Annotated in this window: 17 protein-coding genes; all 17 read right to left on the bottom strand. The window is 42.8% G+C overall.

Going from position 1 to position 18,835, the window contains the following annotated elements; translation table 11 throughout:
* Positions 1 to 42 precede the first annotated feature (42 nt).
* Positions 43 to 3,576, bottom strand: coding sequence for a transcription-repair coupling factor (mfd, locus tag ACUXV2_RS20190; protein ID WP_446244906.1), 3,534 nt, complete (start codon positions 3,574 to 3,576; stop codon positions 43 to 45).
* A gap of 145 nt (positions 3,577 to 3,721) precedes the next feature.
* Positions 3,722 to 3,952: an anti-sigma-F factor Fin family protein gene (locus ACUXV2_RS20185; protein WP_446244905.1), complete on the bottom strand. Its 231-nt coding sequence runs from the start codon at positions 3,950 to 3,952 to the stop codon at positions 3,722 to 3,724.
* Positions 3,953 to 4,139: 187 nt separating this feature from the next.
* A complete protein-coding gene (pth, locus tag ACUXV2_RS20180; RefSeq protein WP_446244904.1) occupies positions 4,140 to 4,697 on the bottom strand; it encodes an aminoacyl-tRNA hydrolase in 558 nt (185 codons plus the stop codon).
* 83 nt (positions 4,698 to 4,780) lie between these two features.
* On the bottom strand, positions 4,781 to 5,434 hold the full coding sequence (locus ACUXV2_RS20175; protein ID WP_446244903.1) for a 50S ribosomal protein L25/general stress protein Ctc: 654 nt from the start codon (positions 5,432 to 5,434) through the stop codon (positions 4,781 to 4,783).
* Between the two features lie 646 nt (positions 5,435 to 6,080).
* Positions 6,081 to 7,040, bottom strand: a complete 960-nt coding sequence (locus ACUXV2_RS20170) for a ribose-phosphate diphosphokinase (protein ID WP_446244902.1) — start codon at positions 7,038 to 7,040, stop codon at positions 6,081 to 6,083.
* 14 nt (positions 7,041 to 7,054) lie between these two features.
* On the bottom strand, positions 7,055 to 8,428 hold the full coding sequence (glmU, locus tag ACUXV2_RS20165) for a bifunctional UDP-N-acetylglucosamine diphosphorylase/glucosamine-1-phosphate N-acetyltransferase GlmU (RefSeq protein WP_446244901.1): 1,374 nt from the start codon (positions 8,426 to 8,428) through the stop codon (positions 7,055 to 7,057).
* 488 nt (positions 8,429 to 8,916) lie between these two features.
* Positions 8,917 to 9,210, bottom strand: coding sequence for a septation regulator SpoVG (gene spoVG, locus ACUXV2_RS20160; RefSeq protein WP_172255667.1), 294 nt, complete (start codon positions 9,208 to 9,210; stop codon positions 8,917 to 8,919).
* A gap of 194 nt (positions 9,211 to 9,404) precedes the next feature.
* Positions 9,405 to 9,782, bottom strand: coding sequence for a RidA family protein (locus ACUXV2_RS20155; protein WP_446244900.1), 378 nt, complete (start codon positions 9,780 to 9,782; stop codon positions 9,405 to 9,407).
* A gap of 12 nt (positions 9,783 to 9,794) precedes the next feature.
* Entirely contained in the window at positions 9,795 to 10,631 is an 837-nt protein-coding gene (purR, locus tag ACUXV2_RS20150; RefSeq protein WP_446244899.1) for a pur operon repressor, read from the bottom strand.
* A gap of 69 nt (positions 10,632 to 10,700) precedes the next feature.
* Positions 10,701 to 11,555 carry a 4-(cytidine 5'-diphospho)-2-C-methyl-D-erythritol kinase gene (ispE, locus tag ACUXV2_RS20145; protein WP_446244898.1) on the bottom strand — a complete coding sequence of 285 codons (855 nt, stop codon included), beginning with the start codon at positions 11,553 to 11,555 and terminating at the stop codon, positions 10,701 to 10,703.
* A 215-nt stretch (positions 11,556 to 11,770) separates the two neighbouring features.
* Entirely contained in the window at positions 11,771 to 11,953 is a 183-nt protein-coding gene (locus ACUXV2_RS20140) for a small, acid-soluble spore protein, alpha/beta type (RefSeq protein ID WP_446244897.1), read from the bottom strand.
* Between the two features lie 493 nt (positions 11,954 to 12,446).
* Positions 12,447 to 12,716, bottom strand: coding sequence for a biofilm formation stimulator Veg (gene veg, locus ACUXV2_RS20135; RefSeq protein ID WP_064091133.1), 270 nt, complete (start codon positions 12,714 to 12,716; stop codon positions 12,447 to 12,449).
* A 365-nt stretch (positions 12,717 to 13,081) separates the two neighbouring features.
* Positions 13,082 to 13,963 carry a sporulation peptidase YabG gene (yabG, locus tag ACUXV2_RS20130; protein ID WP_446244896.1) on the bottom strand — a complete coding sequence of 294 codons (882 nt, stop codon included), beginning with the start codon at positions 13,961 to 13,963 and terminating at the stop codon, positions 13,082 to 13,084.
* Between the two features lie 592 nt (positions 13,964 to 14,555).
* Positions 14,556 to 15,434: a 16S rRNA (adenine(1518)-N(6)/adenine(1519)-N(6))-dimethyltransferase RsmA gene (gene rsmA / locus ACUXV2_RS20125; RefSeq protein WP_446244895.1), complete on the bottom strand. Its 879-nt coding sequence runs from the start codon at positions 15,432 to 15,434 to the stop codon at positions 14,556 to 14,558.
* On the bottom strand, positions 15,427 to 15,987 hold the full coding sequence (gene rnmV / locus ACUXV2_RS20120; RefSeq protein ID WP_446244894.1) for a ribonuclease M5: 561 nt from the start codon (positions 15,985 to 15,987) through the stop codon (positions 15,427 to 15,429). Before rnmV ends, rsmA begins: the two co-directional genes overlap by 8 nt.
* 156 nt (positions 15,988 to 16,143) lie before the next feature.
* Positions 16,144 to 17,370, bottom strand: coding sequence for a ubiquitin-like domain-containing protein (locus ACUXV2_RS20115; RefSeq protein ID WP_446244893.1), 1,227 nt, complete (start codon positions 17,368 to 17,370; stop codon positions 16,144 to 16,146).
* Between the two features lie 250 nt (positions 17,371 to 17,620).
* Positions 17,621 to 18,388, bottom strand: a complete 768-nt coding sequence (locus ACUXV2_RS20110) for a TatD family hydrolase (RefSeq protein WP_446244892.1) — start codon at positions 18,386 to 18,388, stop codon at positions 17,621 to 17,623.
* Between the last annotated feature and the right edge of the window lie 447 nt (positions 18,389 to 18,835).

The raw sequence follows: 18,835 nt of genomic DNA, 5'->3' as shown, positions 1-18,835 counted from the left end.
CCTCTAATTGTTTTCTTGATCAAAATAAATAAAAGGCTGTCATCAAGAAACGTGGTTTTCTTCTTTTAGTGCTGTATCCAGGTTCTTGATGATGTCGTATGCCATGTGGAACCATTTCGATGTTTCAAGGCGTGCGGTATTGATGGAGATCTTTAATTTCGATCCTTCCATTCCAAGTCCCACGGCACGTCCGTGTTTGTTGCACAGATCGAATACTTTGGATCCGTCGATCCGGTTGGTTCCTTCAGGGGACATATAAATATTGGCGGTTTTCTGTTCCTGCTTGATTGCTTCCAGGTCCGTATTTTTCGCATATATCTTCATTTCGGAAATGAGGAACAGATACTCCACTTCTTCAGGGTACTCCCCGAATCGGTCCAGCATCTCTTCCTGGAGTTCTTCTATTTCCGGGAGAGATGAAAGCGAACGGAAGCGTTTGTACATTTCGATCTTTTGATGACCGTCCTTGATGTAGTCGTCAGGGATATAGGCATCTACTTCAATATCAACCTCAAAGGTGGAAGCGGGCTCTTTCGGCAGATCACCCTTCCTCTCTTCGATCGCTTCTTTCAGCATTTGTGAGTAAAGATCAAATCCAACAGAGTCGATGAATCCATGCTGTTGTGCACCGAGCAGATTCCCTGCGCCTCGGATGGTCAAATCACGCATGGCGATTTTAAATCCGGATCCAAGCTCTGTGAATTCCTTGATCGCCTGAAGCCGTTTTTCAGCTACTTCCGTCAGTACTTTATCTTTCCGGTACGTAAAGTAAGCATATGCCACCCTGTTCGAGCGTCCAACACGCCCTCTCAACTGATACAGCTGCGATAAGCCCATTCGGTCTGCGTCAAAAACGATGAGTGTATTGACGTTTGGAATATCAACCCCTGTTTCGATGATGGTCGTCGTGACAAGTACATCGTATTCACCTGCAAGGAAGCCTAATATGACTGACTCCAGCTCACTTTCACTCATTTGACCGTGAGCATATGCCACCCTTGCATCAGGGACGAGCATCGATATTTCATCCGCTTTACGTTCAATATCTTCCACACGGTTATAGAGGAAGTATACCTGACCGTTCCTCGCCAATTCCCGCTCAATCGCTTCTTTGATCAGCGGACCATTGTATTCCATCACATACGTCTGGACCGGGAATCGGTTCTCAGGCGGTGTTTCTATGACAGACAGATCCCTCACCCCGAGCATCGACATATGAAGGGTACGGGGGATCGGGGTCGCCGTCAATGTCAGAACGTCAATATTCGTTTTGAGCTGTTTGATCTTTTCTTTGTGCGTAACACCAAATCGCTGTTCTTCATCAATGATCAACAATCCGATATCACGATATACGATATCTTTAGATAAAAGGCGGTGTGTACCCACAACGATATCCACCGTTCCCGTCTTCAGTCCCTTGATCGTCTCCTGCTGCTGCTTTCTCGTCCGGAAACGACTTAGCAATCCGATTTCAATAGGAAAGTCTTGAAAGCGTTCCTTGATGGTTTCATAGTGCTGCTGCGCCAATATTGTCGTAGGGACGAGGAAGGCAACCTGCTTTCCATCTGCAATTGCTTTAAAAGCAGCACGGATGGCCACTTCGGTCTTACCGTACCCAACGTCTCCGCACAGCAATCGATCCATTGGACGTTCTTTTTCCATGTCGTGCTTTATTTCATGAATCGACCTTAATTGATCATCCGTCTCTTCATAAGGGAAGGCTGTTTCGAAATCACGCTGCATATCACCATCAGGGGAAAAGGCATAACCTCTTGCCGCTTCACGCTCTGCGTAAAGCTTGATCAGATCGTCTGCAATATCCTGAACGGACGACTGCACCTTGGATTTAACCTTTTTCCACTCACTGCCGCCTAACTTATAAAGCTTGGGTTCTTTACTCTCGGAGCCGACATACTTCTGGACAAGCTCGATTTGCTCTACCGGAACATAGAGCTTATCGCTGCCTTGGTATTTGACGTGAAGATAATCCTTATGCACGCCGTTGATTTCCAGTGTTTCCAACCCTAAATATTTTCCGATCCCGTGGTTGACATGCACCACGTAATCCCCGACTTTCAGTTCGGAGTAGCTTTTGATCCGTTCAGCATTTGAAAGCTTCTGCCTTCTCGGTTTCTTTTTTGTTTTTTTATTGAACAGCTCTTCCTCTGTGATGACAGCGAGCTTCTGCATCGGGAGCTCGAATCCGCTCGTAAGGCTTCCATTGATCATTTGAACCTTGCTTTTTAATAACTTGGAACCATCTTCGACAAACGCGATTTCAATTTTATAGTCATCGAGTACACGCTGAAGCTTCTTTACACGTTCTTCATCCGGACCAAGCAGAACAACGGTGTATTTCCCTTTCTTCCAGCGATCCAGCTCTGCCTTCAAGACATTCATCTGCCCATGAAAACTCTGCATCGGTTTGGCCGTGACATTGAAAATGTTCTGAGGGCTTGTATTGGGGATATGCCGTAGAAACAACGAGAAATAAACCTTAGGCAGCTTCGTATTGGCTGTAAGGGATTGAAATTTGTGAGAAACGGAAATATCGTGAATGATTTGCCCTTCCTGCAAAAGAGATGTATACCACTCTGCTTCTTCTTTTTCCAGGGAATCACTCATTTCAAGGATCCTGCTGTATTCATCAAAGAATATCGCACTGTCAGCCGGCAAATAGTCTAGCAAACTACTAGGCGTTTCGTAAGCCAGGGAGAGATACTTAAAGATCTGTTCAGGGATCTGCCCATTCTCAAGCTGCGCGATTTCGTGACCAATATATTCTGTGAGTTTTTCTTTCACACTGTCCGTTTTTATCTTCTTCAGGCTTTTGGACATGCCGGATTCAATCTTTTGAATTAAACTCCCCATATCTTCATAATTCATCAGCACCTCGGAAGCAGGACCGACTTCAATCGTTTCCAGCTTATCTATGGACCGCTGATCATCCACTGAAAATGTACGGATGGAATCGATTTCTGTATCAAACAACTCAACCCGCACAGGATTCGGAAGGGTTAACGGGTAAATATCGACAATTCCGCCGCGGAGACTGAACTCACCCGGGGTGCTTACCATTCCTGTACGCTGATACCCCATCTGAACCAACTGATTCAATACATCATCGAGATCGATATCTTCTCCATACGTAAAGGTGATTTGATTTTTCTCCCACATCCGTTTGTCGGGAAGAATCTTTCTTAATCCCGCAACAGGAACAATGTACACACCTTTTTGATTTTTTGCCAGCTTATTCAACACTTCAATCCGCTGGGACCGCAGCTCCGGACTTGCTACACTCAGCTCCGCTGCTATCAATTCATTAGCGGAATACAGATAGACTTCCTCTTCAGAAAGAAACTGAGTCAGGTCATCATATATCTTCTGGGCTTGAAATAAATTATGGGTAACCACCATGGTGGATTTATTTGTCTCTACATATACATCCGCTATATATGCGGCACGCGAAGAGCCTGCCAGTCCAGCTACAAGCTGTTCCGATAATTGTTCTTCAATTCCGGTAATGAGAGATTGAAGTTCTTCGCTCTGGTGAATTTGTTTTAATATACCTTTCAAGAGTAAGCTCCTCCCCGTCGATCGTTCTATATCTATCGCTTCACTATTTCCAAACATTCCAGATCCATTATCAGGCACTATTTATAAACAGAAAAATGCTTTGGTTCTGCTACCAAAGCGTTGTTCCTTTGAAGGCTGTATAAACTTATTGAATGATATAATCCAATTGATGATAATCCGGGTTTCTTTCCAGACTCTCCTGACAATCTTCGCAAATTGTCCGAACGTGGATATCTCCATTGTTCTGGTACTGAACCATATGCAGTCGTTCTTCCTCAGTCAGTTTATGGATTCCCAGCTGTTCTGAGTGAACCGACATATTGGAAATCGTCCCGACCGTTGTCCCGCAATGACGGCAATGATAGTGGATAGCCAATTGATATCCCTCCATTTACATTTATACGACTAGTATGAACGTAATAGAAGGGAGATATTCAGCTGGCTGCTTTGTTTTCCATTCTAATCACCGCTATTGATTTCCGTGATAGACTTCGCTCTCCGCTTTTACCGCGGAAATCTTCATCTTGCACTCCAATCAACCGTTGAAATCGGATGCACAGAGTTTAATTAAACTTATTCATAACTTCAATAAACGGCTTATCAAACCATGTTTCACATGCATCGACCGAGTCGGAAATGACTTTATCCAATTCCGGTTGTTCTTCCTTATTGAACTTGCCGAGTACATAGTCGGGGACGCTCATTCCATTGGTCGGACGGTCGATCCCCACTCGTAACCTGTTGAAGTTCTGAGTGCCTAGATGGGCAATCGTTGACTTGATACCATTATGGCCCCCTGCACTCCCTTTCTGACGGAGCCTGATTTTGCCTACAGGCAGGTCCAGATCATCATAGATGACCAGCAGGTCTTCTTCATCTATATCGAAATAATCCATTAACGGGACGATGCTTTCTCCTGATAAATTCATATATGTAAGCGGCTTTAAAAGGACGATTTTCTCTCCCTTATAATGATAAGTTCCGTAAACCCCTTTAAACTTTGATTGATTTAAAGAGACGCCTAACCGCTCTGCAAGGGCATCAACAATCACAAACCCGATATTATGTCTTGTTTTTTCATATTGCGAGCCCGGGTTTCCGAGTCCTACGATTAATTTCATACTTCCACCTCATTCTGACCTATTACTTCTAGGATAAACGTAAAAAGCGCAACCTGCAAAAGGTTACGCTAAAAAAATGCATTTTATTCTTCAGAAGACTCGCTTTCTTCGCTGGCTTCAGTCTCTCTGCCCTCTTCGTTCTCAGGAACGCCTTCTTCCTGCTCTTCACCAGTTGAAATTTCTTCTTCTTGTCGAGGAGCCAGGATCGAAGCGATCGTACGGTCATCTTCTTCATTCAATGTAACGCTGTAGTTATTACGTACATCCCCGATGGTTACCGTGTCACCCACTTGAAGCTCTGTGATATCCACTTCAATCGATTCAGGAATATCTGAAGGCTTCGCTGTGACAGATACTTCATGCAGCGGCTGCTGAAGCACTCCTCCGTCTTTTACACCTGCAGCCTCTCCTGTAAGCTCGATGCGTACATCAGCATCGATTTCCTGAGACATGTTAACTGCAAGGAAGTCAACATGAGTGATTTCATCTTTGATGTGATCCTGTTGGTAATCACTTAATATGACATTTTGTTTATTACCGTTGATGTTCAAGGAAATGATTCCGTTTCTTCCCACTTCACGGATTGTTTTGATGAATGTGATTGCGTCAATCGCAATTGGTGTGTTCTCTGTTTTATAGCCGTAGACTACACCCGGGATATTTCCGCTGTGTCTAAGCTTCGTTAAAGTTGAGCGTTTAAAATCATCTCTTGTATTTGCTTTTAATTCTGTTGCCATGTTTAATCCAACACCTTCCCTAATCTTTTGATTGTCGAGTTTCTATATATAGTAATTACCCTATTAGCAAGGGGAATAAACATGTGAATTTTAGATTGGTTAAAACGTGTGAGGGAATTAGGTTCTGAATGCCCGTGAATCGTTCTTTGACTTTTTCCGGCGGAGCAAAACTCCTCGGGGTCAGGCTATGTGGCCGTTCGACCTTACATCTGACTGTTTTTGTCGTTTGTAAGTGATTATTTGTCTTTTTTCAGCTGAAAATAGATTATCTAATTAAAAAAGGGGGCTGCTACTAAGATCCCACCGCGTCCCATGTAAATTGCCCCCATAATTATGCTTCAATCCAAGCTTTCCAATATGCAGCTCTATGCATATTATCAAAAACGACCACTATATTATCAAAAATCCAATTTTATTATCAAAAACAGAAATATATTATCAAAAACGACACTTTTATTATCAAATCCCTCATACACAGCTCAACAATACCCCTATCTGTATACGAATCCTCTGAGACTCGAATCTTCTCGAGCGGCCAGGTGCCGAAAGTGTAAAATACTCGAAGTTACTTCCTACATAAAAGAACCCGCCTTCTCATATTGAGAGGACGGGTTCTTTATCACAGCACAAACACTGATATTAACTCTTAATCGAATAGTGTACTTACAGATTTTTGTTCGTATACACGGATGATGGCTTCGCTGATCAGCTCGGCAACGGAAAGCTGCTTGATCTTATCGATTCTCTTTTCTTCAGGCAGCTGGATCGTATTCAATACCACCAATTCCTTGATATTGGAGTTCTCGATGCGGTCGATTGCAGGACCTGAAAGAACCGGGTGCGTACAGCAAGCGAATACTTCTTTCGCTCCATTTTCCACTAATGCGTTTGCCGCTAGTGTGATGGTACCTGCAGTATCGATGATATCATCGATCAGGATCGCTACTTTCCCATCAATATTACCAACGATATTCATGACTTCTGCCACGTTAGGCTTAGGACGGCGTTTATCGATGATCGCGATCGGTGCTTTCAGGCGCTCTGCAAGCTTACGTGCTCTTGTTACACCGCCATGGTCTGGAGATACGATAACGATGTCTTCATTTTTAAAGCCTTTTTCCTGGAAGTACTCAGCCAGAATAGGTACTCCCATTAAGTGGTCGATCAAGATATCGAAGAAGCCTTGGATTTGAGGAGCATGCAGATCCAATGTAATGACACGGGTTGCTCCAGCCGTTTCCAATAGGTTTGCTACAAGCTTGGCCGTAATCGGTTCACGTGCTCTTGCTTTACGGTCCTGACGTGCATACCCGTAATAAGGCATCACGATTGTGATCGTTTTGGCAGATGCACGTTTCAAGGCATCAACCATGATAAGCAGTTCCATCAGGTTTTCGTTGACAGGCTGAGAAGTTGACTGAATGACGAACACATCACACCCGCGGATGCTTTCTTCGATATTGATCTGAATTTCTCCATCGCTGAATCGTTTAACAGAGGATTTCCCTAATTCTACTCCAACTTCATCTGCAATTTCTTTTGCAAGTTCATGGTTGGAATTAAGAGAGAATATTTTCAACTTAGAATTAATATAAGAGTTTGGCATGGTGGACCTCCAGTTTATTTCTTATGATTAAGATTTTTTACATAGTTTTCTTTATTGACCTGGCGAGCTCTTGCGATTGAAAGCGACTCTCCCGGAACATCTTCAGTGATCGTTGAACCTGCTGCAATATAGGCACCCTTCCCAACCTTCACAGGGGCAACTAGATTGGAGTTGCAGCCAACGAACACACCGTCTTCAATCTGTGTAAGATGCTTGTTCTTACCGTCATAATTGACTGTAATCGACCCACATCCGATATTGACGTCACTTCCTACCTCAGCATCACCGATATAACTTAAGTGAGAAGCTTTGCTTCCTTTACCGAAGGAGGCTTTCTTGATTTCAACGAAGTTACCGATCTTCACTTCATCCGCAATGCTTGAATCCGGACGAATATGAGCGAACGGTCCAATCTGAACATCAGATCCGATGGAGCTGTCATGTGCAACAGATTGCTTCAGAACCGTGCGATCGCCGATTGTTGAATCCTTGACTTCCGAATTCGGTCCAATCACGGAATCCTCACCGATTGAAGAATCCCCTTTGATCACAGTGCCCGGCATGATGACAGTGTCTCTGCCGATGGTCACTCCCGCATCAATATATGTGTTGGCGGGATCCTGGATTGTCACACCGTTTCTCATATGCTGTTCATTGATGCGTTTTTTCATTGTCGTCTCTGCTTGAGATAATGCGACGCGGTCGTTTACTCCAAGTGTTTCATCAAAGTCGCTTGTTTGATAAGCACTGACGATCTCGCCTTCCGTTTGAAGGATCTCAATGACATCCGGCAGGTAGTACTCACCCTGTACATTGTCATTTGATACCTTCTTAAGCGTATTGAATAATGCTTTATTATCAAAGCAGTACGTACCAGTATTGATTTCTTTCACTTTTCTTTCATCTTCTGACGCATCTTTATGTTCGACGATGCGTTCCACCAAACCTGAATCATTGCGGATGATTCTACCGTATCCATCAGGAGAGTCTGTGTGACCAGTCAAAATGGTTGCTTTTGCACCTTGTTCTTCATGATGCTTCACAAGCGCCTCCATTGTTTCTCCCTTGATAAGAGGAGTGTCTCCGCATACAACCAAAGTTGTACCATCTAAATTGCCCAGTACCTCTTCTGATTGCATGACCGCATGGGCTGTACCAAGTTGTTCTTCTTGAAGTGCAAAATCACTTTTGCCTTCCAAGTGAGATTTCACAAGATCAGCTCCGTGACCGATAATCGTAACGGCCTTTTCTATATTTAATGTTGAAATTTGGTCGACCACATGTTCCACCATAGGCTTACCGCATACAGGGTGAAGAACTTTGTATAGCTTCGATTTCATTCTGGTTCCCTGTCCGGCAGCTAATATAACGGCATATCGTTTTGTCATTTTTGGTCCTCCAATAACCTTTTTATCCATAACGAATATATCCTAAAAGCTCTTTCATTTCAAGGATAGAGAAAAATATACATATATTTGTCAAGTAATAGATTTGTTAACTAATATTTTGGCGATAGTAACTCATTAAGAAGGATAAAGAAGAATAGTATGCAGCGCTAATTTTGTTTATAAAAAATAGATTGCCCTTCTAAAAGCCGCTTTTGATTTCCGTGCAAGACTTCGCTTTCCGCAGGAGTCTTCGTCTTGCACTCCAATCAACCGCTGTAACCCGTAATAATAAAAAGAGCAGGTGTACTTTTTAGATTTTTACAATCTGTCAGCAATAACTAAATAGATAGTATAGAGTTTACCTTTTCACTAAAAAAATGAAAATATTTTTCAAAAAGAGGTTTTAAGAGGGATTCATTGGGGTATTGGGAAGAAAAGAAAAAAAAGAGCACTACTGTGGAAGTAGGCTCTTGTTGCAATAGATTCTTTTAGGAAGCGCCAGCTTCTTCTAACTCCACTTCTTCAAGTTCACCTAGACGGTGATACTCTGATAACACGGCATCTTGGATCTTGCCGCGTGTACCCGAGTTGATCGGGTGAGCGATATCACGAAATTCCCCATCAGGAGTCCGCTTACTTGGCATCGCTACGAATAAGCCATTGTTCCCATCAATCACACGAATGTCATGAACAACAAATTCATTATCCAGCGTAATAGATGCAATCGCTCTCATGCGACCGTCGGTGTTCACTCTGCGTAATCTTACGTCAGTAACTTCCATTCTGTTCACCACCTTTTTCCCTAGATGAAATCTACTGTACTTATTCAACGAAATCATTAGATATTCCTTCTTTAAATGTAAAATTTTTTGAAAAATTTTATTTTTCACTTAATCGTTTTATGTTTCTTTTGACCTAATAATGAAACAAAAGCCGTTATCAAGAGTTTCCTGGCATAAAAAAACACCCGTGAAGATTACTTCACGAGTGCGATTACTTCGATTTCAACCTCTGCATCTTTTGGCAAACGGGCAACTTCAACACAAGAACGCGCTGGTTTATGTGTATGGAAATATTCCCCGTATACTTCGTTGATGGCACCGAAATCATTCATATCCTTGATGAACACAGTGGCTTTTACTACTGTTTCAAGTGAAGCCCCTGCTTCTTCCAGAACAGCTTGCAGATTTTGAAAGACTTGGTGTGTCTGAGCTGCCACATCCCCTTCAATCATTGTGCCTTCAGCCGTCAATGGAATTTGGCCAGAACTGTAAAATAAATTGTTCACGATGATCCCTTGTGAATATGGTCCAATTGCTGCAGGTGCTTGATTTGTAGAAACAACACGCATCATAACTGCCTCCCTTTAAGATAAGAATGTCAGATTGGATTGAAAGTAGTTTCCTTCTTTCAAGGAAATTTGCTTATTTTTTTCATTTACATCAGATAATTTTAATAGTGACACATAATCATCCACTAATCGTTCTTCGGCATTTTCCGATTCAACCAATACACCGATACCTGAGAGCGTCGCTGAGAATTCTTCCAGCAAGTTCTTCATTCCGTTCACCGTACCCCCGGCTTTCATGAAGTCATCGACAACCAGTACCTTCGATCCTTCTTTCAGGCTTCTCTTCGAAAGGACCATCGATTGAATCCTCTTAGAAGACCCGGATACGTAATTAATACTGACCGTTGATCCTTCCGTCACACGGCTGTCCCTTCTGACGATGACGACCGGAACGTTCAAGTAAGATGCGATGGCATTCGCAATCGGAATCCCCTTTGTGGCAACTGTCATAATGACATCGATTTCTTTTTCAGCAAAAGCTGAGGCAAGGAGCTTCCCTACTTTTTTCATGAGCAGTGGATTGCCAAGTAAATCTGTCATGAATAAGTAGCCCCCTGGAAGAAGGCGGTCAGAGCTTTCCATGTGCTGGCATAACTCCTCTATTACCTCTCCTGCTTCACCGCTGTTCACCTTGGGGATATACTTGACTCCCCCTGCCGCCCCAGGTACCGTTTGAACAATTCCTATCCCGCGTCCTTCGAAGGTTTCTTTTACAATCGTCAAGTCTTCGCTGATGGAGGACTTGGCAGAACCATAACGCTCAGAGAAAAATGTCAAAGGTACAAGTTGGTGAGGGCGCTCCAGTAAGTAATGAGTCATATCGATCAATCGTTCACTACGCTTAAACTTCACCAAAATTACCTCCTAAATCCGAATATTATAAAGTAAATATACCACTAATATACGGATTTAAGCAAATACTTATTCACCAAGCATGCGCACTGCAAATACTTGATCACAAAATCCTCTCAGCCCATTATAGATTCGGTGAAGTCTTGATTCATATTGCACCAATCCGTATACAGTCGGACCACTTCCGCTCATCAATACCGCATCCGCTCCAAAGCGTTCCATCTGGTCCTTGATTTGGGCAACTTCAGGATACATGTCCAGCGTCACTGATTCCAATACATTCCCAAGATTTGCACAGATATCACTGTAGGAACCGCGATTGAGTGCAGAGATCATAGCTTCCGTATCTGGATGCTGAATGTTTGATACATTTAAGTTTTTATACACATCAGCAGTTGAAACCCCTATGGTCGGCTTGGCCAAAATAACCCAGCAATTCGGAGGCGCAGGTAAATGTTCGATCTTCTCGCCGCGGCCCGTTGCAAGTGCAGTGCCTCCGTAAACACAGAAAGAAACATCCGATCCTATCTCCGACCCCAACTCAGCCAGCTCGTCCAAACTAAGTCCCAGATCCCATAAACGGTTCAACCCTTTTAACGTAGCAGCCGCATCACTGCTTCCACCAGCCAATCCGGCAGCCACAGGGATCACCTTATCAATGGAGATGGCCACTCCCTTTTTGATATTGAGTCGATCCTTTAACAACTGCGCAGCTTGATAGGCAAGATTTCTCCCATCATCCGGAACAAATCGATTATGAGAAAGAATGTTAATCGTGTCTTCTGAAAGACTTGTGAGTTCGATTCGATCTGCTAAATCGATGGTCGTCATGATCATTTCAACCTCGTGAAATCCATCGGGGCGTTTATGTAAAACATCAAGTGATAGGTTAATTTTTGCCGGCGCCTTCACTAATAACCTCATTTCATCACCTTCTTACCATACTCTTTTCACTTATTGTATCATACACTTCTTGCCGAAGTGTCATCATCTTAAGATACTCATTCAAATATGATATTTTACCACGTTAACAGACAATAGAAAAGCCGCTATGTTAAAAAGGACCATCCCGTGTGAACCAAATGGGATGATCCTTGTACTGGTACGATAAAAGGTTAACTACTCCTAAAAGAAAAGAACTATCGGCTGTTCCTGGCTGCCAGCTGACTGCTGGCGAGTTCCACGGCGCGCTTCACCATGTTCCCGGCATCCCGTGATGTGATGCCTCCCCAGCCGTCTTTCTGAACAACATCATAGAACCCAAGCTCCTGTGCAAGCTCTTCTTTTAATTGATCAGACATGATTCCTCTTCTTCTGCTCATTGTTTTTCCCCCTTCGGATGTACCATATGTTTAATATGTGTTGGGATGGATAAAACATTACTAGGGTGTGAAAACCAATTTTTGAAGGTTTTTTTGGTGTCGGTTTATATACCGCTGTTGATTTCAGTGCAAGACTTCGCTTTCCGCGGGTGACCCGTGAGCCTTTAGCTTTGCCTGCGGGGTCGAAAAGCGGAGGAGGCTCGCTTAGAGGCGACAAGCATAAGGCGAGCAAGCCGGAAAGGCGCATTTTGCCTTTTTGGCTTGCTTGACTTATGACCTCGAGCCTCTAGCCGCCGGAGCTAGACAATTCTCACATTGGCCACTTCTCCCGCAGGAGTCTTCGTCTTGCACTCCAATCAACAGCTGGATCCGTTTAGAATTAATATTATATGCTTTAACATGCCTATAAAAGGTACTATCCTTACCCTTTAAATTCAAAAAAAGGCGAAAAACGGACTTTTTTAGGCAAATAAAAAAGCAGTAAACAATTTGTTCACTGCTGGCTAAAGATGATACTTCCTGTTGCTTCATCATAAAATGTTAATTGAACTGTCTCAGTGAGAACATCTGCATAGCTGTAAGAAACTCGTTCAAACGCATTCTCTTCCTGGTCAAGCTGTACGACAAATACAGAAGGATACGTTTCGGCTAGAACACCTGAACGCTCAATTGTTTTTCGACGTCCACCGTTTGCTTTAAGCATTAAACGTTTCCCGAGATTCGAATCAAGGGATCTTTTAATGTCGGCTAATGTTTTTGGCATTTCGCTTCCACCTCACTGTATAAAATTATAACACATTATGTAATTTAAGTCAAATAAATTTATTATTTTAACAAGAAATTTAAATACCTGTCAATATATTTTATTCAACAAAAAATACGTTTTTTCTACAACATTACCTTTCCCTGGTAATTGATAAATTATGTAAACTATTTTCATCATGGAGATTTTACCCATATGAACCGCATTAAGCGGGAAAGCATCCCCCCTTCATAAGAGTGTTTTGAAGGTGTTTTCGTTCTATTTGCGTCTTTGAAAAAAGGATATCCGCCTATCCAGAAGGACAAAAATAAACCCCGCAATTCATGGTGTGATTGCAAGGTTTCAGTCTTTATGTCGAAATGTTTCTATTCCTCTTCTTCGACGATTTTATAGGGCATTCCCGTCCGCAGCACACCTTTCGTCTCCACACCTCCGAGTCCTTTATCCCCTGTCAACGTATTCCGGATGACATCCCATACATTGACGGAATCCTTGAAGGCGGTGTAACTGATCTTCGCTACAATATAAACTGGATCGAGGGCGTGAATGTTGACTCTTGACGGCGAACTTGCAAAATTTGCACCAGCATGAATCAAGGATTCGAAATGGGACTGACAGGCTCCTGCGAATATGACGAGCTGATCCAAGTGAGGATATCTCCTCCTCACTTCCTTTACCGCTTGCACAAAATATTTAGAATGCCGGTAAGCATTTATATCCGACTTTAAGCCCTTTGCTTTGGAATAGGCATCGTGACCCGTTATAACGACTATATTCGGTCTGTATTTATCAATGAGGGGGCCGATTTCATTTGGCATTTCTGTCTCACTGCAATGAACACCCTTCACTGGAACTCCGATTCTCTCATAAAGATCTAGACATTTTCGTAAATAGCTGGGATCTCCATCAAGATGAAGAACTTTACCGGGAACCTGGAAATAGTTAAACTCATCTCTATAAGCATTCGTCACTTTGTATTCTTGCTTTCGCTTAAGGAGCTCAATATCCTGTCGGAACAAATCAAAAGACTGTTCTTCTTTAGAACGAAACTCTTGAATGATCCGATCCTGCTCTCTAGGGTCCATCTTCTTCAAATCATGAAAAGGAGCATCCGCTATTAATCGATAATCTTCCCCGTAAAGCACTGCCGTTCTCTCTCCGTCCAACATGCGAATATCAATGACTCTGAACAAGATATCACACTGATACGAAAGACGACCTACGACATCATTGATTTCGATTTTCACATCCGTCACTCCCATGGACTTGCATTCATTGAGGAAAAAGCAAATAAAGGGCTGACGCTACCTGAATCTTTCTTACGCCCCGTACGCCCTCTTTCGCGTTCAAATTTTCATAAGTAATTTCTCCCTTTGATAACCTATGCAGGATACGGGTGTTAGGTGTATGTAAATCCAGGGGACTCCAGTGAAGGCAGTCTATGTTGAAAAGGCGGACCTTTGGCTGCGGAACAGGATGGTTTTTCCGGCATCTTAAGAATGAACATGACAATATCTTTCTCATTTGGTCGTAGAAATGGATTTTTCTGAACCAGGCAAGATGAAAACTGATGGGCGATGAACCGAAATAGTTGCTCCCGTCCTTTTTGGACATCAATGTTTCAATTTATGCTGACTTTTCCAGACTTATGAGTAAAAAATTCAATTTATGCTGACTTTTTGAGATTTATGCGTAATTTTTTTCGTTTATACTGAAAAAAATCAGATATATGCTGATTTTTTCAAAATATGGAATATACAAACGAAAAATAAACTAAAAAAACCGCCTCCCGAAATCATTCCCATGATTTCAGAAGACAGTTCATAAACATTCGGTCATTTAATTAAAGTGTGGATATAGCGCATCACTCAACGCGCCAAATTCCTGTATGCTCAGGGTCTCCCCTCTTCTCGAAGGCTCCACTCCCGCCTTTGATAACGCTTCTAAGATGTATTCTTTCTTCTCTTTTCCCGCAGGCAGCTGACTGGTCAGATTGTTCAGTATCGTTTTCCTACGCTGTGCGAAGGAAGAACGGGTCACCGTAAAGAAGAAATCCTCATCAATGACGTCCACCGGGGGCTTCTCCCTCTTCGTCAAACGGATCACAGCAGAATCCACATTCGGCTGCGGCATAAAGACCGTCTTCGGCACTGTCATGACCATTTCCGCTTCTGTATAGTATTGAATCGCAATCGATAATGATCCGTATTCCTTTGTTCCTGGCTTGGCCGAAATCCGGTCGCCGACTTCCTTCTGGAGCATGACACAGATTCCCCTGATCGGCAGTCGTTCCATCAAGAGCTTCAGGATGATGGGCGTGGTCACATAATAAGGAAGATTGGCCACGACCATGATATCTTCATACCCTTCAAATTCTTCCTGGATGATCGTTTTTACATCCGCCTCTAAAACATCCTCATTGATGATTTTCACATTGTCATACGGTGACAGAGTATCGCCAAGGATCGGGATAAGTCTCTGATCGATCTCAAATGCGACTACCTTGCCCGACGTGCGGGCAAGATGCTCTGTAAGGGCGCCGATGCCCGGTCCGATTTCTATGGCTGCAGTGTCCTTTGAGAGGCCTGCATGTTCTGTTATATTACGTAGGATATTGGGATCGATCAGGAAATTCTGACCGAGGCTCTTTTTAAAAGAAAATCCGTATTTCTCCAGTATCTCTTTTGTACGCAGCGGGGTGGCAATATCTTTATGCATTAGTTTCCTCCTGAATAATTTCCATTAACGCACGCTTGAATTCATCCTTCTGGATATTGAACATCATCAAACGCTTATGAAGCTGTTTACCATTAGTGTATCCGATTCTAAGCTTCTCACCAAGTGCTATTCTTCTATCCTTTGACTTCGGACTTCCGATCAGCCCGGCTGTGACCAGGTCATCCTTTGTAATGATTTCTTCACCGTCATCTTCGATCATATGAGCTTCCCGGAGGGCTTCCCTTATCACTTCTGGAGAAGCATGCTCTACCCCAATCCCTCTCCCGGCCTTTGGGAGGGCATCTTTCTTATGAACAAAGGCGTGTTTGCATCCCGGAACGGACTCACTAACAATCTTCCGGATTCGTTCACCTGGGAAATCGGGGTCTGTGAAGATGATGACCCCTCTTTTTTCCTGGGCATGCCTTATCTTTTCAATCGTGACAGCAGAAACCGCAGAGCCGTTTGTTTCAATCGTATCGGCTGATACAGCCCTCTGGATCGCTGTCGTATCATCTTTGCCTTCCACCACAATGATTTCTTTTATTTTCATAAATCCTCCAAAAAAAATGAAACTTATTTTTAGTTACGTTCGTCTAATCAGTAGAGCTCATTATTTTTATTATAACTAAATTCTTTGAACGCTTATACAAAAAGGTCTGTTAACCGTTTTTCTAAAAACAAAAAAAGCAGGAGAAGACCCCTGCCCTTAGTCTAATATTTTTACTTTTATCGTTTTTCTTCCCCAGCGGTACGCATCCGACTTGGAAGCAAAGAAAACATCGATTTTATTTCCTCTGATTGCACCGCCTGTATCAGCTGCCACGGCATAGCCATAACCTTCAACGTATACTTTCGTGCCTAATGGAATGACAGAAGGGTCGACTGCAATGACTTTGATACCCGGGTTCGCTTTAAGGTTGATCCCTGTCGCTGTATAGCCTGAGCATCCATTACATGACGCAGTATAGGCTGTGGAGCTCACATAGAATTCCCTGCCGCCGCTCTCTGGTGAAGCCGAAGCTGAAGCGGAAGACGAGCTTCCACGTGAAACCTGGGCAACGAGGACTTTTGTTCCGACGTTCACAATTTTATCCTGACTATCCTTTACCACTTTTTCACTGACTAACTTTCTGGAAACTTCTTTTCCATTTTCTTTGACGATTTCAAATTTCTTTTCAATAAGACCGTTTTTCCCTTCCTGCACAACTTCTTCTTTGCCTTTGGAAAGGTTTGAGTCTTTTCGAGAAACAACCGTAAAGTCAGTTGTCTCTTCCACTACATCGGTGACTTTTTCAACTCGAACGACATTGATGATATCATCTGGTTTGACCACTTTGTCTAAACCAGGTTCAACGCGATCGGTTTTTTTGAGTGTGATTCCCTGTTGCTTTAAAAAGTCAGCGACCGTAGTCGAAGTGGACCATGCCTTTTGCTTTTTGCCTCCATCCACGAGTTGAAGTGGAAAGGCTTCATCAATGGTAATCTTCATGTCCCCTTTGATCTTTTCAGATAAGTCTGGCTGAACCTTATCATGTTCCCCTATGTCTATCTCGTTCTCTGATAGTAACTCTTTAACGGTATCAGCGTTGGTCCAGATTTTCTTCTTCTGATCGCCTACTGATACTTCTACCTGTTTTGCCGGTTTCCAAACAATCTTCATGTTATTTGTAACCTTTGTTGTTCCCGAGGGATACAAATAGTCTTCTGAGCGGGTTGAAATCTCTAATTCTTTTAATATATCTTGAATTGTGTTTGCATGCGTTCTTATCTCTTTTTGCTCGCCGTCTAGGGTCAATGCTACAGTGTTCTTGGAACCTTCATAAAAAAGAATTCCGAAAACAGCTGCTGATGCTGCAATGGTTGCGATTGCAGCGATCCATTTCCTTCGACTCAAAGACTTGGAAAACAGGCTTTTCATGTTTTTATACTTCATGAAAAACGCCTCCTTTTCTCGGAGTGATTATATAGAGTATTCCAGAGAGTGTCAACCCTTGCTTCTTTTTTCTTAATCTAGCAAAATATTGAAAACCGGGGAACATAGGACATATTATGCAGAAAATAAGAGAAAAAGAAAAGAGAGAGTTATCGACATGGTTATCCTATGAAAGGCAAAAGCTATGTAGAACTTTTTGTTTTCATTAAATAATTGGACAAGCCCTCTCAATTCTCGACAACATTCGATGTCAGTTTATGTTGAATAATTTGTTTGCATTTTCGGTTGTAATCTTTTCTACCTCTTCCAGGGAGATGCCTTTCAATTCTGCAATCTGCTCCGCCACCAGCTTCACATAAGCAGGCTCATTCCTTTTCCCTCTGTTCGGATGAGGGGCAAGATACGGGCAGTCCGTTTCGATGAGAAGCTTTTCCATTGGAATCTCCTGGGCTACTTCTTTTGGCTTCTTCGCGTTCTTGAATGTCACAGGTCCACCAAGTGAAATATAGAAATTCATGTCTACACATTCCTGTGCGATCTCAGGACTGCCGCTGAAACAGTGCATGATTCCGCCTACTTCTTCAGCGCCTTCTTCCCGAAGGATATCGACAATATCCTGAGTCGCTTCCCTGTTATGTATGATGATCGGCAGTTTCACTTTTTTCGCTAAGTGAATTTGTTTTCTGAACACTTCTTTCTGAACGTCTTTCGGTGATTTATCCCAGTGATAATCGAGGCCCATCTCACCCAGGGCGACTACTTTAGGATGTGAGGAAAGTTCTTCTATCCAAGCAAGATCCTCCTCTTTCATATCAATTGCATCTACAGGATGCCAGCCTACGCTTGCATATAGAAAATCATATCGTTCCACCAGTTCCATGGCTCTTTCGATGGTAGGACGGTCAAAGCCGACGACAACCATCCTTCCTACTCCTGCTTCCTTTGCTCTTGAAAGTACCTCCTCGAGATCTTCATTGTATTGTTCAGCATTCAAATGAACATGTGTATCAAATAACATGTGTGACACTCCTCGTATTAAAAATAATTTTATTATAAAAGTGAGTAACAAGCATCTCAGTAACGTAACAATTAGGTTACAAATTATGGATGGATGTGAAAATATTTACTTTATTGCTTTACCGCGTGTTAGTAATTACTTTGGCAGACCTTTTAATACCGCTATTGATCTCCGTGCGAGACTTCGCTTTCCGCGGGTAGCCCGTGAGCCTCCTCGTCACTTCGTTTCTGCGGGTTCTCACATTTGCTACTTTTCCCGCAGGAGTCTTCGTCTCGCACTCCAATCAATAGCTGGATAAGGCTAATTTCTATTCTGTCACCTTTATTATTAACTTTCTCTGTTCATTGTATAGACTTTAGGGTGAATTCTAAAATAATTTGATCTCATCTTCCCCTCTTGTTATCTCTATATAATATCTATAATCGATAATAACTCATTCTTTTATGC

The organism is Rossellomorea sp. NS-SX7 (assembly GCF_052828565.1).
The sequence above is the reverse complement of the archived record's forward strand: the minus strand, read 5'-3'. Positions and strand labels throughout refer to the sequence as shown.

Coding starts and splice junctions, on each gene's coding strand:
- pth (WP_446244904.1), bottom strand. CDS start 4,697: ATGAAATTAATCGTAGGACTCGGAAACCCGGGCTCGCAATATGAAAAA.
- ACUXV2_RS20175 (WP_446244903.1), bottom strand. CDS start 5,434: ATGGCAACAGAATTAAAAGCAAATACAAGAGATGATTTTAAACGCTCA.
- ACUXV2_RS20170 (WP_446244902.1), bottom strand. CDS start 7,040: ATGCCAAACTCTTATATTAATTCTAAGTTGAAAATATTCTCTCTTAAT.
- glmU (WP_446244901.1), bottom strand. CDS start 8,428: ATGACAAAACGATATGCCGTTATATTAGCTGCCGGACAGGGAACCAGA.
- spoVG (WP_172255667.1), bottom strand. CDS start 9,210: ATGGAAGTTACTGACGTAAGATTACGCAGAGTGAACACCGACGGTCGC.
- ACUXV2_RS20155 (WP_446244900.1), bottom strand. CDS start 9,782: ATGATGCGTGTTGTTTCTACAAATCAAGCACCTGCAGCAATTGGACCA.
- ispE (WP_446244898.1), bottom strand. CDS start 11,555: ATGAGGTTATTAGTGAAGGCGCCGGCAAAAATTAACCTATCACTTGAT.
- ACUXV2_RS20140 (WP_446244897.1), bottom strand. CDS start 11,953: ATGAGCAGAAGAAGAGGAATCATGTCTGATCAATTAAAAGAAGAGCTT.
- veg (WP_064091133.1), bottom strand. CDS start 12,716: ATGCCAAAAACATTAGCCGACATTAAAAGATCCCTTGATTCGAATCTC.
- rsmA (WP_446244895.1), bottom strand. CDS start 15,434: ATGCATAAAGATATTGCCACCCCGCTGCGTACAAAAGAGATACTGGAG.
- rnmV (WP_446244894.1), bottom strand. CDS start 15,987: ATGAAAATAAAAGAAATCATTGTGGTGGAAGGCAAAGATGATACGACA.
- ACUXV2_RS20115 (WP_446244893.1), bottom strand. CDS start 17,370: ATGAAGTATAAAAACATGAAAAGCCTGTTTTCCAAGTCTTTGAGTCGA.
- ACUXV2_RS20110 (WP_446244892.1), bottom strand. CDS start 18,388: ATGTTATTTGATACACATGTTCATTTGAATGCTGAACAATACAATGAA.